The sequence below is a fragment of the Peptostreptococcus sp. D1 genome, assembly GCF_900112955.1.
Taxonomy (GTDB): Bacteria; Bacillota; Clostridia; order Peptostreptococcales; family Peptostreptococcaceae; genus Peptostreptococcus.
The window spans coordinates 107,982-123,513 of record NZ_FONP01000002.1 but is presented as its reverse complement, the minus strand read 5'-3'; the positions used below and the strand labels follow the sequence as shown (position 1 = coordinate 123,513).

14 protein-coding genes are annotated in these 15,532 nt (G+C 54.3%); 2 read left to right on the top strand and 12 right to left on the bottom strand.

Annotated elements, in window-relative coordinates; all coding sequences use genetic code 11:
* Positions 1–74 precede the first annotated feature (74 nt).
* Positions 75–308, top strand: a complete 234-nt coding sequence (locus BM120_RS03205) for a helix-turn-helix domain-containing protein (RefSeq protein WP_091993229.1) — start codon at positions 75–77, stop codon at positions 306–308.
* Positions 309–312: 4 nt separating this feature from the next.
* A complete protein-coding gene (locus BM120_RS03200; protein WP_091993228.1) occupies positions 313–681 on the top strand; it encodes a DUF6050 family protein in 369 nt (122 codons plus the stop codon).
* A gap of 179 nt (positions 682–860) precedes the next feature.
* On the opposite strand, the gene BM120_RS03195 is transcribed toward BM120_RS03200, so the two are convergent.
* The 12 genes from BM120_RS03195 to BM120_RS03140 all read right to left on the bottom strand — a co-directional run bounded on the left by BM120_RS03195 (position 861) and on the right by BM120_RS03140 (position 15,517).
* Positions 861–1,226, bottom strand: a complete 366-nt coding sequence (locus tag BM120_RS03195) for a cysteine-rich VLP domain-containing protein (protein ID WP_091993226.1) — start codon at positions 1,224–1,226, stop codon at positions 861–863.
* Positions 1,223–1,429 carry a transposon-transfer assisting family protein gene (locus BM120_RS03190; protein WP_091993225.1) on the bottom strand — a complete coding sequence of 69 codons (207 nt, stop codon included), beginning with the start codon at positions 1,427–1,429 and terminating at the stop codon, positions 1,223–1,225. The genes BM120_RS03195 and BM120_RS03190 overlap by 4 nt, the downstream gene beginning before the upstream one ends.
* A 2-nt stretch (positions 1,430–1,431) precedes the next feature.
* Positions 1,432–5,262, bottom strand: a complete 3,831-nt coding sequence (locus BM120_RS03185; RefSeq protein ID WP_091993223.1) for a YodL domain-containing protein — start codon at positions 5,260–5,262, stop codon at positions 1,432–1,434.
* Positions 5,263–5,379: 117 nt separating this feature from the next.
* Complete coding sequence (locus BM120_RS03180; protein ID WP_091993221.1) at positions 5,380–7,497, bottom strand: DNA topoisomerase 3; 2,118 nt, start codon at positions 7,495–7,497, stop codon at positions 5,380–5,382.
* A complete protein-coding gene (locus BM120_RS03175) occupies positions 7,494–8,210 on the bottom strand; it encodes a DUF4366 domain-containing protein (protein ID WP_091993219.1) in 717 nt (238 codons plus the stop codon). Before BM120_RS03175 ends, BM120_RS03180 begins: the two co-directional genes overlap by 4 nt.
* Positions 8,200–8,466, bottom strand: a complete 267-nt coding sequence (locus BM120_RS03170; RefSeq protein ID WP_091993218.1) for a DUF4315 family protein — start codon at positions 8,464–8,466, stop codon at positions 8,200–8,202. The genes BM120_RS03175 and BM120_RS03170 overlap by 11 nt, the downstream gene beginning before the upstream one ends.
* Before the next feature lie 16 nt (positions 8,467–8,482).
* Positions 8,483–8,923, bottom strand: a complete 441-nt coding sequence (locus BM120_RS11095) for an XF1762 family protein (RefSeq protein ID WP_091993216.1) — start codon at positions 8,921–8,923, stop codon at positions 8,483–8,485.
* Complete coding sequence (locus BM120_RS03160) at positions 8,917–9,654, bottom strand: phosphoadenosine phosphosulfate reductase domain-containing protein (RefSeq protein WP_330389327.1); 738 nt, start codon at positions 9,652–9,654, stop codon at positions 8,917–8,919. Before BM120_RS03160 ends, BM120_RS11095 begins: the two co-directional genes overlap by 7 nt.
* Before the next feature lie 20 nt (positions 9,655–9,674).
* Positions 9,675–11,786: a C40 family peptidase gene (locus tag BM120_RS03155; protein ID WP_442956746.1), complete on the bottom strand. Its 2,112-nt coding sequence runs from the start codon at positions 11,784–11,786 to the stop codon at positions 9,675–9,677.
* Positions 11,783–12,733 carry a DNA-methyltransferase gene (locus BM120_RS03150; protein WP_091993215.1) on the bottom strand — a complete coding sequence of 317 codons (951 nt, stop codon included), beginning with the start codon at positions 12,731–12,733 and terminating at the stop codon, positions 11,783–11,785. Before BM120_RS03150 ends, BM120_RS03155 begins: the two co-directional genes overlap by 4 nt.
* Positions 12,730–15,165, bottom strand: coding sequence for a VirB4-like conjugal transfer ATPase, CD1110 family (locus BM120_RS03145; protein ID WP_091993213.1), 2,436 nt, complete (start codon positions 15,163–15,165; stop codon positions 12,730–12,732). Before BM120_RS03145 ends, BM120_RS03150 begins: the two co-directional genes overlap by 4 nt.
* Positions 15,113–15,517: a PrgI family protein gene (locus BM120_RS03140; RefSeq protein WP_091993212.1), complete on the bottom strand. Its 405-nt coding sequence runs from the start codon at positions 15,515–15,517 to the stop codon at positions 15,113–15,115. Before BM120_RS03140 ends, BM120_RS03145 begins: the two co-directional genes overlap by 53 nt.
* Between the last annotated feature and the right edge of the window lie 15 nt (positions 15,518–15,532).

Genomic DNA, 15,532 nt, shown 5'->3' with positions numbered 1-15,532 from the left:
CGCCGTTTGTGGTAGAAATATTCAAATAAGCATGATAGAATAAGAGTATCAAAATACGACAGGGGTTTTCCAATATGGCAAAAGAGAATATGCCGGAGTATGAAACCATACGCGCCGCCGTTTCGGGTGAAAAATGGGCGATTGAAAAGGTGCTTGAATGTTATTCCGGCGAATTAGACAAGCTCGCAACCGTCGAAAAGAAGCAGCCGGACGGAAGCATAAAAAGAGAAATTGACGAGGATATGCGGCAAGCCCTTGTGCTGAAGCTGATAGAAGCTATCCCGCAATTTCCGTTAGAAAAGGGGTGATACCATGACACGCGGGGAAATATGGAAAGACTTTTTTAAGAAAACCGTTTTGCCCGTTATTCTTGCATTGTTCCTATTTTCCATGTTCAAAAATGTATTCACTGAAAACGGCGAAACGAATTACTTTTATGTGTGGCTGTGCTGCGGTATTCCTTTCGGTATTCGCCGTATGTTCGTATGGCTTGTGCCGCATGGGTACGACATAGCCGGAACGGTGGGGATTGTCGCCCTCAATTTCATTTTGGGCGGTCTTATCGGCGGCGTCATTCTGATATGGCGGCTACTGTGCGCTGCATGGTATATCCCGCTTACGGTCTATCGGCTCTTGACGGTCGGCAAGGTCGGCGCGGTAGAAATCGGCACTATGGAATGAGCATAAAAAAGAACGGGGCGCGGCAGCCGATTATGGCCACCGCGCCCCGTCTTTTCATGGGTGCAGTTTTGAAGTGTCTGTTACGGTATAGAACGCCGTTTTGACGGTGTTAGGTATAAATCCCTTGCCCGGTCAAAACCACGCCCGCAAAGCCGCATAACACAAGGCTTTTTTCGCCCCTACTGCGTAACAAGAGAACGCTTTTTCCGCATACGTTCGGCGGCTTGCCTGTTGGTAATACGCTTGCGGCAAGAGGGGCAGTATTTGACGCTGTTAGAGCTTGAAGCAAAGGACGCGCCGCATACCGTACAACGCCGCTTGTCCTCGCTTTGGTAAAGCTCGGCATAAAGCAGCTTATCGGCGGGAAGTACGGCGGCGCGAAACCATTTGCACAAAAGGGAGTATGAAATAAGCTGCGGACAAACGCACTCGTCCCCGTCGTCCAAAAGAATACAATTCCCGTCAAAGCAGTTGCAGCACTCTTTTTTTACAAGGGCATTGACGCGGCGGCTCTGGGGCGGCGTCAGCCGCTTTAGCTCGCTCATACCTCGTCGGCGGCGTAAACGGCAAGCTCGGCGTATTCCGCTTCGGTTAAAGCGTCTACTTTCGCAAGGGTGCGCTTTGCAAGCTCCCGCATATCCGCGTCCATGTAAGGCAGGGCGGCGTTGATGTTGTCGGCAAGCTGCGCCTTGCCGCCCTCGCTGTAAATGCTCAAAAGGTTTATTTCTTCAACGGTTAATCTAATCATGCTCATACCTCCATATCGTGATTTTTCTGTTGCGTCGGTTTCTTCTTCGCCCGTTCCTTATCGGCTTTAAGCTGCGCCCGGATAGAGGGCTTTTCCTCTTTCGCCTTGCCGTGCTCCTTGTCAGCCTTGATAGCGGCGGCAAGGTCGGTCAAAGAAATCTGCTCCCCGGCTTTCGCCTTTGCTTCCAATTCGTCTACGGTGGGCGTGTTGTTGATAAGCCCGTCAAAATTGTTGTCGTTCTGCTCTACGGTGTCCTCGATATGCTTTAAGGGATTGACTTTTTCCGGCTGCTCGGCGGCTATGGCAAAAGCCCGCGTACCGTCTGCCATGATGTGATATTTCCCGTCGTCGGATTGGTGGTGAAAACCGTACCCGGCTTCTTTCATCTGCTCATGGGTCATATCGGTCAAGCTGAAAGTCCCTCGCGGCGTCTTGATTTTCTCGCCGGTTATGAAATCGTCCGGCGCAAGCCCCTTTTGCGGCTCCCGTAAAAACTCCGGCACCTGCTTGTAGCCGATACTGTCTACATAGTGGGCGGTGTCCTGCCCGTCCTGATGAAGCACTACCACGTCGGAAATGGAAAGGCTGTGTCCCTTGAAGTCTGCGGGGTGGTCGATATTAAAGGTTTCCCAAATGCCGCCAAGGGTCATATCCGGCGTGAGGGGCGCGGTATAGATAAGGTCATAGTTTGCAGGGTCAACGGCGTGTCCCGTCGCGGTTAGGCGGTCGTAAGGCTCAAAGCGCAAATCCCGCGTTTCGTCGCCGCGCTTTAGCTGATAAATGGAAAAGGTGTTTTTGACTGGCTCGGCTTCCCGCGTCGGCTGCTCCTGCGCGTCGGTCTGCTCCTGTATTTTCGGCTGCGCGGCTTCCTGCGGTTTGGATTTTTCCGCCCGGATATGCGCCCTCTGTAAATCCGTTGGACGCTCCCCGGTAAGGGGCGCAATCGCTTTGATATAATTTGCTGCGAAATAGGCGTTGTCGGTAAGCTGCCGTTGCCATGCACCCTCTTTAGGCGACCAACGAAAACCATTGCTTTTAAGCTCTGCCCGCGCCGCTTCGTCGGGCTTTTCATCAAAGAAGATTTGCAAACGGTTAGCTTCGGTATTCGCTTCCACCTTGCCGCCCTCAAACTCCCAACCGACATAGCCGACGGTCTTTTTCTGCGATAGGTCTTGAATACGGCTTTTCACGCGCCGGATTTCCGCGCTGTTGTTGGATAACGCCCATGTGGGATAGGGCTTGCCCTCCAAGTGATAACCGCGTTCCATGCTCGCTTTCAGCTTTTCGATTTGTTCCGGCGTCAAGTGGGGGCAACCGTCAAGGGTCTTATGCTTGCGGTAATAGGCGTTTACGGCTTTCATGGTTTCCTGCGATTTTTCCAAGCCCGCAAGTTTGCTTTGTAGCTTCTCGACGGCCTGCGGGTCGTCCGCACTGATACCGCCCATGCCCGTACTGCGGATTTTATCAAGCAAGCCCCGTATGTCCTGCCATTCCTCCATGTTCCTGTCTGCGGCGGCGTTCTGCTTTTCCTTTTTCCGAACGGGGAAGTTAGAGCCGCCCGCAATCATAATAGAGGGAACGCGCCCCGCAATCTCATAGCCCTTGTTCATGTTCGCCGCCAATTTCCGGGCGTAGGTGTCAAGCAGGCTGTCGATTTTATCATGGTACATAGGGTCTACCCGCTTTTTCTGTCGCTCCGCGATTGCAACGGCTTCATCAACATACTGCCGATATTCAGCCGTTGCGCTGCCCGGTCTGTAATCGGAAAAGCTGTTCGCTTCCTTTGCGCGGCGGGCTGCGGTTTCGTTGATTGAGTAGTACGGGGCGGCGGGCGTTGCTTCCTGTGCCGCCGTAGGTGCGTCGCCGCCCTGTTCGTCAAGGGTGGGTTGCGCCGCCTGTTCCGGCTCGGCGGGTGCTTCGGTCTGCTCCTGCTCGGCGGTCTGTCTGCGCTCGGCAAGAGCTTTCCAAGCGTCCTTTTCAATTCCGAAAATACCGCCTGTTTCGGCATGGCTGCGTAAATCCTCGACACTTTCAACTGCCCCCTCGGTATCGTCGGGGTATAGGCGGTAGATAGCGGTATTCTCTTTATCAAAAATCTGCATGGCGGCGGCTTCCCGTAAAGGCAACATACCGTCCCATGAATAGCCGTATTCTTGCATATCCTCGACGTTGATAGTGGCGTCGGGTGCTTCGGCTGCGGGCTGCTCCTGCGCCTTGCCCTGTTCCTTTTGAAGCTGTGCAAAATGCCCGTCAATGGTATCAATCAGATTTGCGGCGGTGCTGCGGATTGTTTCAAGAGAGCCTTTCAGTTCCGCAAGCTCGCGCCCGCTGCTCCACCCGGCGACGTAGCCGAAAGAGTAGTCCGACGTATCAAGCCCGTAATGTTGGCAAACGGCATAGGCGACGCTTTCCGCTTCCACCTCGCGGGTGCGGCGGTCTGGACGCTCCGGCGCGTCCCGGTCTATGTCGTGCAGCGTCGCATGGGCGATTTCATGGATTGCCGTTTTGATGTTCTGCAATTCGCTCATGCCCTCGGTGATTGCAATGCGGCGTTCCTCATAAAAGCAGCGTCCATTCACGCCCTGCTCCAACGCTTCAAAGCCAACGGCAAAGGGTGAGGTCTTTTCAAGGGCGGCGAAAAAGTCCTTGTATTGTTCCACGTCGCCTATCAGATTTTGAACGCCCAAGTCGGGCAGTTCCTTTCCCTCGGTCTGTGAAACGTCAAAGACAGATACCACACGAAATGCGGGAATGGTAATCTCTTTTTCCTCGGTAAGCGGCTTCCCGTCGTTATCGGTCAGCGGTTTTCTCGTTTCGGGGTCGATTTTCTGCTCCTGCTTCTTCACCTTGAACGGGGCGGGGGCAAGGATTTTAATTGCTTTTTCGCCCTGCTTCACATTGCGCCCAAACTCGTTTTTCCATTGATTGTAGCCCTTAACCAAGCTGCCGCCCTGCATGGCAATCAAAATCGTGTTGTTCAGGCTGTAATCGTGAAACTTTGACATGGTAGCCAAATACGCCTTGTAGCGTTCGCTGTCAAACAGTTCTGAAATACCATGCTCCAAACGGTCGGTAATCTCTTTCATCTTCTCGGCGGGTTTTTCGCCGTTCAGAATGAGGGGGATAACGGGGCGCGGCTGCTCGTCGGCAACGGTCGCCGCCTGTGCCGCCGCGATAGCGTCAAAGTCGGATTTTTCCGGGTCGGCGCGTTCCGGCTGCGGGAAGCTCATAATGCGGTATTCCTCCGGCACGTCCCGCCCGTCGTACCACTCTGTAAAGGTGTTTTTGTTGTTGTAGACATAGCCCTGCTCGGTGAAACGCCCTCCGTCATTGATAGCGGCGTCGCGCCCGTATTCCTCATACATGAAATACTTTTTTGCTTCTTCGGGAAGCTCTAATTCGTCCAGCTCGTCAATGAGGTAATAGCCATAATCTTCTTCGCTTTGGACGGTGGGATAGAGCCAATAGCAATCAAGGTTTTGTGCAAGGTTGATTAGGTCTTTGAGGTTTCCGGCGTACTCGCCATGCGTAACCGCCGCCGCAAACTTGCCCTTGTCCTCGTCCCGCTGCATTTCCAAGAGTTTACCTAAATAGTTCAGTTCGTCCACGCTGCCGCGCTGTACCACTTCAAGCGGCACGTCAAAGGGGCAATCCTCGGTATTTGCAAAGCCGTTGATGAAAAAGTCCTGCGGGTTGTCGGCGGTAATGCCGACGCTCTGCATAGCCGCGTGTAGCTGCTCCCTCGTCGCGGGCATAGAGAGCCACGCGCCGCCCGGTACGCCCGTTTCAAAGCGGCTGCGGCTGTCAATCAAGATAGAAAATTGTTCGCTCATTCATTCGCTCCTTTCAGTTCAGTTTTATAGAGGGTTTGGGAAACTTCCCAACAAGCAAAATCCCCGCCGTTCTCGGTAGAGAATAGCGGGGATTTTACGGAAGTGGGTACCCGCTTCCTATGCTTGCTGCGTAAGTTCTTTGTCCCTCTGAATTGCAATGCGGTAGTTGACGTACTTCCCGCCTGTGTCGGCTAAAACAACGCTTCCGTCGTAGGTTTTGCCCGTTTTCGGGGAATACAGTTTTTTGACTTTCGCCTTGCCGTTTTTCAAAAGCTCTGCGGCAATTTTCGGTGTAAAGGCGGTTTTGCGTTCCTCGAAAAAGCGGTCATTTTTCCACATGACAAAGGCGCAATCCCGGTTAGAACAGTAGTAGTTTTTCTTGCCCTCGTACACGTCGCCGCCGCAACGGGGGCATTTGCCAAGCGCGGGCTTTTCCTCTTTGAAACGCCCCTTGTCCTCGTCGGCAAGGAACGGATAGGCTTTCACAAGCTCCCGCGCCATGTTCTCGATACCCTGCATGAAGCTGTCCGGGTCGGCTGCGCCCTTTGCAATCTGCGTCAAGGCGTTTTCCCATTCGGCGGTAAGCTGCGGGGAAGTGAGCGTATCAGGCAGGACGCAAACAAGGTTGTTTCCGTCTTTGGTGGGTAGTAGCTGCTTGCCCTTGCGCTGCACAAAGCCGGATTTAACTAACTTTTCGATAACGGCGGCGCGGGTGGCGGGAGTGCCAAGCCCCCGGCGTTCCGCGTCCTCGTCGGTTTCCGCGCTCCCGGCGCGTTCCATAGCCGAAAGTAAACTTGCTTCGTTGTGGGGCTTCGGGGGCTGCGTGTCATGCGCCGTAACCTTTGCTGCGGGGTTATCAAACTGTTGCCCCTCGGCAAAGGGCGGCGCGTCAAGCTCCAATACCTCGTTGTCGTCGTCCTCCGGGTCGGGCTTGCCTTTCAGCGTCGCCCGGTATCTGCGTTCAAGCTCTTTCCACCCGGCGGCAAGCACCGTCTTTCCCCTTGCGGTAAAGCTCTGTCCGGCGCAAGAGAAAACCGCCGTAACCACTTCATAAACGTGCGGCTCGGCGGCGGCGAACAGCAGACGCGCCCCGGCAAGGGTGAGGATATTCCTTTCACTCTCCGGCAGCGTCGCAAGCTCGGTTTTCGCAAGCTCCATAGTGGGGATAATGGCGTGATGGTCTGATACCTTTTTGCTGTCAAGCAGACGGGAAACGTCAGGCGTGAAGTCCGCGCCCTGCATAAACGGCAGCTTGCCGCAAAGCAGGGCGGCGATACTTGCCGCCGTTTCGCCCATGTCGTCGGTCAGATATTGGCTGTCCGTTCTCGGATAGGTCAAAAGCCGCTTTTCGTAAAGGGCTTGTGCAAGGTCAAGGGTCTGTTTCGCTGTGTAGCCAAAAATGCGGTTTGCTTCCCGCTGCAAGCCCGTAAGGTCAAAGAGCTTTGGCGGGGCGACGGTTTTCTTCTCGCGGGTGAGGGAAACACAAACGGCCTGCGACGTTTCGCAAGCCGTTTTAAGTGCCTGTGCTTCATCAGCGGCGCGGATCCTCTCGCTTGACGCTTGTATGCCGGATAAATCAAGCCGCACATGGTAGTATTTTTCTTTCTTGAATGAGGTAATCGCCGCGTCCCGGTCTACAAGCATTTTGAGCGTTGGGGTCTGCACCCGTCCTACGTTGAGGGTCTTTCCATGCAGAACGGAAAAAAGGCGGGTCGCGTTGATACCGATAATCCAATCAGCCTTTGCGCGGCAAAGGGCAGACGCAAAGAGCGCGTCATACTCCCGCCCGTCTTTGAGGGCGGCAAAGCCCTGTCTAATCGCTTCGCTTTCCATTGAGGAAATCCAAAGGCGGCGCATGGGCTTGTTGCAGCCCGCCATTTCATAGACGAAACGGAAGATTAGCTCGCCCTCGCGCCCCGCGTCGCAAGCATTGACGACTTCGGAAACGTCAGCGCGGCGCATGAGGTCTTTTAGGATTTTGAATTGCTTGCCCTTGTCGGCCGCAACGGTGTACTGCCATTCCTGCGGCAGAATGGGTAAGGCTTCGTAACTCCATTTTTTGTACTGCTCCCCGTATGCGTCAGCCTGTGCAAGCCCTACCAAATGCCCGACGCACCATGAAACAAGGTAGCCGCCGCCCTCGATATATCCGTCCTTTTTCTGCTTCGCGCCAAGAACGGCGGCGATAGTCTGGGCGACGCTCGGCTTTTCCGCAATCACAAGTGCATAGCTCATACTTCGTCGTCCTCCTGTTCTTCATCTGCTGCGTCCTGCAGGTCGTCAATTTCCGGCTCGTCCTCGTCGTAGTCCTCAAAGTCAAAATCTTCAAGGTCGGTGTCGCCCTTGACGCTCTGCTTCGGCTTCATAATCTTAAAGTAGTAGAGCGTACCGCCGCCGCCAAGCAACGCGACGACAAGGAAAATCACAAGCCCGCCCGCGCCGCTTTTTTCTTCCGGCTGCGGCTCGTCCTCCGGCGCGGTAACGGCTTCCTTGCCCGCGCACCCGCTTGTATTGGTAGAGCATACCGGGCATGAGATATTCACGCTCCCGGCTTCGCATTTGTCGGTGCAGCTACAAACGGCGGGCGGCGTTTCGGTCTGCCCGTCCTCGATAATGGAAAGTAAATCGGTTTCGTCTACTTGATTGAGGAAATGGACGGTGTTTTCGCCCTGCGCCGCCTTGTCAATGACAATGTAAAAGTAATCGCCGCCCCTGCTCTGGACGACGATAAACTGCTTATCTTCGGCGTCGTCGCCCTGTATGTCGTCAACAAGGCTCATGTTACCCTCCGGCGTGAGGGGCTGCGGCTCGGTTTCCACAATCACGTTGCTGTCGTCGGTGGGAATGTCCTCGCCGCCGCCCGCGTAGGCGGTAACGGAAAAGCCGCACGTTAAGACAACGGCGGCGCAAAGTACGGTCAGCGTTCTAAAAATCCTCTTATTCTTCATCTTCTGTGTCCTCCTGTTCCTCGGTGTAGGCTGCTTCTGCGGCGACGGTGGCAATGCTGGGGATAGGCTCGCCCGAAAGCATGGCGGTAAGCTCCTGCGGGGAAACGCGCATAGAGCGCACAAGCTGAATGATTTGCAGATTTTCCGCTTCGGTTTTCTGCGCTTCAAGCCCTTTCAGCTTGTTTTGGTACTCGGTGATTTTTTCCCTCGTTTTCTGCATTTCCTTTTCAATGCGGTCAATTTTGTTGTTTGCCATAGTGTCAAAACTCCTTTCAAATTGTTTTTTCATAACGGTATTTCATTTGCGGGGGATAAAGGTCTGTTGTGGGCTTCCTGCTGCCCGTCCAACGCTTGCCGCCCGCAAGTCCGGCACACGTCCACCCGGCGGCGCGTAAGCTCGCGCCATTTTCGGTGTCAAGCGTATAGGTGATGATTTTCCGATAGCCCATAGCCCGCGCTGCCCGCCATGCTGCGGCATAAAGCATACTGCAAGCGTTTTTTGTCCCGTCTGTGCATAGACGGTTGACTTCAAGGGTCTGTCCGTCGTCAAGGTAGCGGCTAACAGGCCGCCCCACAATGGCAACGCCCACAAGCTGCCTGTCTGCGGTACAGCCAATAGAAAACTTGTGCCCGGTAACGGGCTTATGGTGGCGGTGGTACTGCGCGACAAAAGCATTTGCTTCCGCAAGCGAAACAGGCGTAAGGGTCAGCATGGGGTTTCCTCTCCGTAACGCTCTTTCCATGAATAGCCGCGCCCCAAGCCTTTAACGCTTTTGAGATATGGCATAGCATTTTCTTCAAGGGCAATCGCCCGGTGGAGCAAGTCGGGATAGCGTTCTTTCAATGCTAAAATCTCTTGACGCTTCATGCTCGGACAGAAAAAGCAGGACGATTTTCCCGGCTGCGGCAAGCCTGCCGCTTCAATTTGCCGGATACAATCGTTCCTGCTCCAATGCCATTCTTCAATTAGGGGGTAGCGGTTGTTGTACTTTTTATCGGTTTCGTTGTACTTGCGGGAGTGTTCATAGCGTTTCAATTCCCCCGCGTCATAGCCGATAAAACGAGTGATTTTTTCACCTTGCCGCCATACCTCGCGGCAAGGTGGGTAATTGTTGCAAAACTTTTCCTGCGGTGCGATTTTGTGCTTGTGTGAACAACGCTTATATCCGTATGCAATCGACGGGAGCGTATGAGAGCGCAAGCACTCGGTTTCAAGTGAAAAGCGGTTGCCGTTACGGTCAACCGCTTTCACAACTGTAATTTTTGGCATACCGCGTTCTGCAAGCCATTTTTCCATAACCTCTATGAATTGATAGGTATGGGGGTGTTCCGCGCCTGTGTCAGCGAAAGTGATAAGGTCAACGGGAATGTTGTTTTTGTGTAGCCCAATAAGTAAGGCGGCACTATTTGTCCCGCCGCCAAAAGAAACAATGTTGATAAACATACCTCCTGTTCAAAAAATAGTTAGTTCCAATTCATCAGCCCATAGCCGCGAATAAGGCTGCTCCCAAGCGGGTAGCTCTTGATTTTGCAGGCGTCGCCGGAATTGCCCTCGACGGTATAGACGCGCTCCCCGTCGGTGCCTATCACAATCCCTACATGGTCTGCGTCGCCCGAATTATCCCAATCAAAGAAAATCGCGTCGCCGGGGGCTATGTTCTCATAGTTCCTGTCGCCCCATTGCCCGCGTGAGGTAAACCAGGGCATACCCTGTGAAGTGCAGGCGGCAAAGCGCGGCTCGGATAATCCCGCCTGTCCGTAGCACCAGGACACGAAACAAGCGCACCACTCCACGCGGTAATCAAAGCCGTACCAGCTCCAATAGGGCTGCCCGCCCACGTTGCCGACTTGCGACTTCGCTATATCCACAAGGGCGGTGTTGCCGGGGCGTGTGCCGTTTACAAACTGTACGCCACTTAAATCCTCGGACGGTGTTCCGTCAGACGTGCCGCCGCCGAATATCAGCGGCTTGTTTCCGCTTGTCTGCAAGTACACCCGGTACATTTCAAGCTGCTCCGGCGTCAAAAGCTCCGGCGCAAATGAGGATATGGGGGTATTCGTCAGCTTCACGTTGAGAATGTAGTAGTTGTAGGGTACTTCAACCTCGTAGGTGTCGCTGTGGGTATTCCCGTCCTCATCCGTCCATGTGTCGGTACGGGTTTCCGTCCGATAGCGCACCTCAACCGTTTCCGTTATGGATAGGGTGTACTGCTTATCAAAGACGCGGTTTAATTCTGCCTGTGCGCTCTGCGGGGTGTAGGTCTGCAAAAGGGCGGTGAGATAGGACGCTAATTCATGGGGGTTATGCCCGATATTCGCAAGGTCGTAGCGGTATTCGTCATAGCCCGGATAATCGCGCTCGATATTGTTAATCCGGCTTTGCAGCGCGGTTTCCTTTGCCGCATAGCTGTTTTCCACCGCCACAAGGTCGCTGTCCTCCGACGTGTAAGACGTTCCAATCACGCCGTTTAACGTGCCGGAAAACATAGCCCCACAAGAGGACAAGCCGGAAGCAATCATAATGAACAGCAGCAGCGCGGCAACGGCGATACATACGCCCGCCGGGTGCCGCGCCACAAATGCCGCCGCCTGTCTTGTCTTTTCGGCGGTTTTCTTCGCCGCCTTGCGGGTGTTCTCGGCTGCTTTCTTCGCGGTCTTTACGCCGCCCGTTTTCGCCGCCTTTGCATACTGCCGCTTGATTTGCTGCTTCTGCCAAAAGCGGGAAACGGGGTTGCTTGCAAGCTGCGGGTTGTCGGCAAGGGTCTTATGGTACTGAAAATTGACGTTTGCCTTGAACGCCGCTTTTTCTGCCTTTGCCGCTGCCCGGTAGGGTTTGAGCTTATGGCTGCGGTAGCCCTGTTTCACTTTCCGCGCCCCGTATTTTGCGCCGCGCTCCGCTAATTCCTCGGCTTTGTGCGCCCCCTCCACGCCGGAATTGTCCTTTTCCACCGAATGTATCTTGTTGTGGACGAAAACGCCGACCTCCTGCGCGGGGCGGGATAACGGATTTTTGTGGGGATTGCCGGGTATGGGCTTTTCCTTTTCCTCAAAGCGTAAACGGGTCTTGCTCTTGCCTGTGGCTTCGTCAAAGGTGCGTTCGGTGGTAAGGGTTTTCTTTTTGGGGATAGCCGCCTTTGCAGCGTCCAAGCGGTCGGCGGCTCTGTCGGATTTCTTGATATACTTTTCAAGCTCCGGGGTATTTCGTTCCTCGTCGGTGAATTGCAGCCGGGAAGTTTTGGTCTGCGCGGTGGCTTCCTGCTGCGCCCGCCGCGCCGCTTTTTTCGACGCTTTGCGGGTCTGCGCTGCGTCCAAACGCTCAAAAACACGCTCGGCGGTGGCGGCGTCCTGCTTTGGGGCAAGCCCCGGCGCATGGGGCAGCGGGGCGGCGTCGGACGGTACGCCTTGAAGCTGCGCGGCGTCCTGTGCGGCTTGCTGCTCCGGGGTTTTCAGAAAATCCGCGTCCTGCTCCCGTTTGCTCACGCGCTGGGCGGTTTCCTGTGTTTCGTTTACTTCAATCAGCCCGTTGCGGCTCATTTTCTGCGTGATTTTGTCGCGGGGCTTTAGTGGGTCTTTCAAGTGTTCTCACCTCCAATCCGCGCCCTTGCAAGGGCGCAATACCCGGCGTTCAGTTCAATGCCGATATAGCGGCGGTCAAGGCTTTTCGCCGCAAGCCCCGTTGTGCCGCTTCCAAAAAACGGGTCAAGCACAACGCCGCCCTGCGGACAGCCCGCCAAAATGCACGTTTCCGCTAACTTCGGCGGGAACGCCGCGAAATGCCCGCCCTTGTAGGGAACGGTGTTAATCAGCCAAACGTCCCGCTTGTTCCGCATGGTGGGGATAAGGGCGTCGTCGTAATAGCCGCCGTTTCTCGCCCTGTTGATACCCTGCACCTTGCCCTGTCCGGGCACTTCATCAGCGTACTTTGTATTTGCGCCCCGCCCCTTGCGGTACCGCGCCGCCGTTGTGGGGGCTATCGGCTCGGCAATGGCGGCGGCGTCATAGTAGTAGTGCTTTGATTTCGTAAGCAGGAAAATGTGTTCATAGCAGCGGGTCGGGCGGTCTTTGACGCTTTCGGGCATGGGGTTGTCCTTTTGCCAGATAATATCGCTGCGTAAATACCACCCGTCCCGGCGCAAGGCAAAGGCAAGCAGCCACGGAATACCGATTAAATCCTTTTGCTTGCAGCCCTGCGCCCTGTGGTTGAGGGAAACTTGCTGCCCGTTCCTGCCTTTCGGGTTTTTCGGGTCAAAGTGATTGCCCTTGCTGCCTGTGCCGCAATAGGTGTCCGCGATATTCAGCCAAAAGGTACCGTCAGAACGCAAAACGCGGTGAAGCTCATGGAAAACCGCCACAAGGCTTTTGATGTACTGCTCCGGCGTTTCCTCCCGCCCAATCTGCGCGTCAAGCCCGTAGTCCCGCAAGCCGTAGTAGGGCGGCGACGTAACGCAAGAGTGGACGCTTTCGGTGGGAAGCTCCCGCAAGGCACAAAGGGCGTCCCGGTTGATAATGGTATCTGTCATCATACGCCGCCCACTTCCTCCGGCTTCGTCGTCATTACCTTGTAAAGCTCGGTGTTCTGCGGGAAACGGTCTACAAAGGGCAGCACCACGTTTCCGTAGAAGATAAGCCCCTCGCCCGCTTCGGTGTGGGTAACATACTTCATCTGCTGCGGCGAAATGTTAAGCTGCTTTGCAAGGATAGCCCGGTCGCCGGCGGCTTGATTGAGCATGAGGACAAAATCGCTGTTCTCAAAGATGTTTTCCACCTCGCGGCTCGCCAAAAGGTCTTTGACGTTTTGGGTTATGGCTGTGGGTATGCCGCCCCATTTTCTAAAACGCTTCCAAATCTCAACGGAATAGGCGGCGGTCTGTTCCTCTTTCAAAAGCAAATGAAACTCGTCCATGTAGTAGCGCGTCGCTTTTTTCTCGGCGCGGTTGACCGTTACCCTGTTCCATACCTGGTCTTGCACAATGAGCATACCAAGTTTTTTAAGCTGCTTCCCAAGCTGCTTAATGTCAAAGCAGACAAGGCGGTTTTCAAGCTCCACGTTGGTACGGTGGTTAAAGACGTTCAAACTGCCGGAAACGTAAAGCTCCAACGCCGCCGCGATCCGCGCCGCTTCCGGCTCCGGCTGCTTCAATAGCTCGTCGTAAAGGTCGCCCAAGATAGGCATTTTCGCCGGGTCGGGGTCTGCCAAAAACGGGCGGTAGACGTTGCGGACAGCCCTATCAATGACGGTCTTATCGACGGGCTGCAAGCCCTCCTTGCCGCCAATGACAAGCTCGCAAAGGGAAAGGATAAAGTCGCTTTTGAGTGCTAACGGGTTGTCGTCCTCGCTGTAATTGAGGTTAATATCCATAGGGTTTACATACTGCGGCTTCCCGTCAATGCCCTTGCCCGTAGGGGATAGGCGTATCACTTGCCCGTTCAGCCGCTGCACAAGGGAAAAATACTCGGCTTCCGGGTCGCAAATGATGATGTCGTCGTCGGTGATTAAGAAAGCGTTTGTCATTTCCCGCTTTGCCGCAAAGGATTTTCCGCTTCCCGGCGTCCCCAAGATAAGCCCGTTCGGGTTTTTCAGCCGCTTGCGGTCGCATAGTATCATGTTGCTGCTTAAAGCGTTCAAGCCGTAATACAACGCCGCGCCCGCTTGAAAAAGCTCCTGTGTGATAAAGGGGATAAAAATAGCGGTGCTTGAAGTCGTCAAGCCCCTTTGAATGGGGATTAGGTTTTCCCCGATAGGTACGCTCGACAGTAAGCCCGCTTCCTGCTGATAGTCAAGGCGCGTGAGGGCGCAATTATATTTCTGCGCGATACCCGCCGCTGCGAAAATGTCATTTTCAAGTTTCCGCTTCGTGTCTGCCATGTTCACCACAAGGAACGTGAGGATAAACATTCGCTCGTTGCGGCTCTGTAAATCCTGCAAGAGATTTTTCGCTTCGCTGCCGAATGTGGCAAGGTCGGACGGGATTATATCCATGTCGTAGCCGCTGCGGACAGCCTTTTTCTGCTCCTCAATCTTCATTTTGTCGAGGTCGGTTATCTTGCGCTTGATAGTCTTGATTGCTTCGGTCTGGTCGATACTGCGGATATGCAGATTGACGATAACGCCCGTTTCAAGGTCGAGAATATCCGCAAGCATACGGTCGTTAAGCTCCGGCGCAAGGATTTCAAGGAAGCTCGCCGCGCCGATTTTGCGCCCCATGCGGAATGTGCGCCCGTCGCCAAAGCGGAACGAGGACGGGGCGATAAAATCCTTTGTGGTAAGCCCCGCCGGGGTAAGCAAGTCCCAAGAGAAATGGAACGGCTCGCCCTCCGGGTGGAATACGCCATGCAGGGTTTTCAAGCGGTCATAGCCCGTCATGGGGCGGGCGGACACGCCCAAAACCTTAAAATTGTTGAGTATGTCGGTTTCGATACGGGCAAGCCGCGCCTTTGCCGCGTTCAGATTATCCGCTTCGATACTGAACGTGATGTACTTTGACTTCACAAGCCCGTTGTTGCCCTTTGCAAGCTGTGTTTTGAGCATATCCGCGTACTCGGCGCGAATGGTATTAAATGCGTCGTCCTGCGCGGGGATTTCGATTGCCTTTTCCGCTTCGCCGTTTCGCGCCCCTTGATTGATGAAAGAGAGCTGGACGCTAACGGTAGCGTCAAAGTAGTTGAGAAAGTCGCACCAGTTTTCAAAGATAGCCGTTTTGTCGTCTGCCTGTGCAAGCTGATAGTTGATGTCCTCAAAGGCTACGCTTTTGCTGTATTTCCTTTCCGACACCCTGCAAATCCCGTCGGGGTACATCTGCAAGTAGGGTATGGTCTGCTGCGCGGTATGCGCCTTTCCGTCGCCCTTTGCCTGCCTAATAAGGGCGGCAATCTGTTTCTTCTCGGCGCGGGTGAGCTTTCGTTTAGCCCCTGCGGGTGCGGCTTCCCGCGCCTTTTTGTTTTGTGCCTTTGACAATAGCTGATACCTCCTTTTCAAGTTTTCGTTGCCGTTCCAAAACGGTATAGAAGTTGTCCGTCTGATAGGGTCGTTCTTTCCGTCGGACAAACTTTGTCTGAATGATGTTTTTAATCAGCGTTTCAAGGGGCTGTCCATGCTTTTCATACATAGCAAAGAGGAAGCAGGGCAGCATGACAAGTATCATCACAAACGCCGCAACGCTCGTCCCCGCGCTGTCTTTGAGTAAAAAGAATAGCGGCAATCCCAAAAGGAGAGCCGCCGCAAAGCAGATGATTTGTCTTTTGGTAAGGTTTAATGCAACCTTTGTCTTAACCTTTGATAGGTCTTTCGGTACGGGTACATACGCCAAGTAAAAACCTCCTTT

Bases quoted from the DNA above. Each gene is read 5' to 3' on its own strand.
- BM120_RS03205 (WP_091993229.1), top strand. From the start codon at position 75: ATGGCAAAAGAGAATATGCCGGAGTATGAAACCATACGCGCCGCCGTT.
- BM120_RS03200 (WP_091993228.1), top strand. From the start codon at position 313: ATGACACGCGGGGAAATATGGAAAGACTTTTTTAAGAAAACCGTTTTG.
- BM120_RS03195 (WP_091993226.1), bottom strand. From the start codon at position 1,226: ATGAGCGAGCTAAAGCGGCTGACGCCGCCCCAGAGCCGCCGCGTCAAT.
- BM120_RS03190 (WP_091993225.1), bottom strand. From the start codon at position 1,429: ATGATTAGATTAACCGTTGAAGAAATAAACCTTTTGAGCATTTACAGC.
- BM120_RS03185 (WP_091993223.1), bottom strand. From the start codon at position 5,262: ATGAGCGAACAATTTTCTATCTTGATTGACAGCCGCAGCCGCTTTGAA.
- BM120_RS03180 (WP_091993221.1), bottom strand. From the start codon at position 7,497: ATGAGCTATGCACTTGTGATTGCGGAAAAGCCGAGCGTCGCCCAGACT.
- BM120_RS03175 (WP_091993219.1), bottom strand. From the start codon at position 8,210: ATGAAGAATAAGAGGATTTTTAGAACGCTGACCGTACTTTGCGCCGCC.
- BM120_RS03170 (WP_091993218.1), bottom strand. From the start codon at position 8,466: ATGGCAAACAACAAAATTGACCGCATTGAAAAGGAAATGCAGAAAACG.
- BM120_RS11095 (WP_091993216.1), bottom strand. From the start codon at position 8,923: ATGCTGACCCTTACGCCTGTTTCGCTTGCGGAAGCAAATGCTTTTGTC.
- BM120_RS03160 (WP_330389327.1), bottom strand. From the start codon at position 9,654: ATGTTTATCAACATTGTTTCTTTTGGCGGCGGGACAAATAGTGCCGCC.
- BM120_RS03150 (WP_091993215.1), bottom strand. From the start codon at position 12,733: ATGATGACAGATACCATTATCAACCGGGACGCCCTTTGTGCCTTGCGG.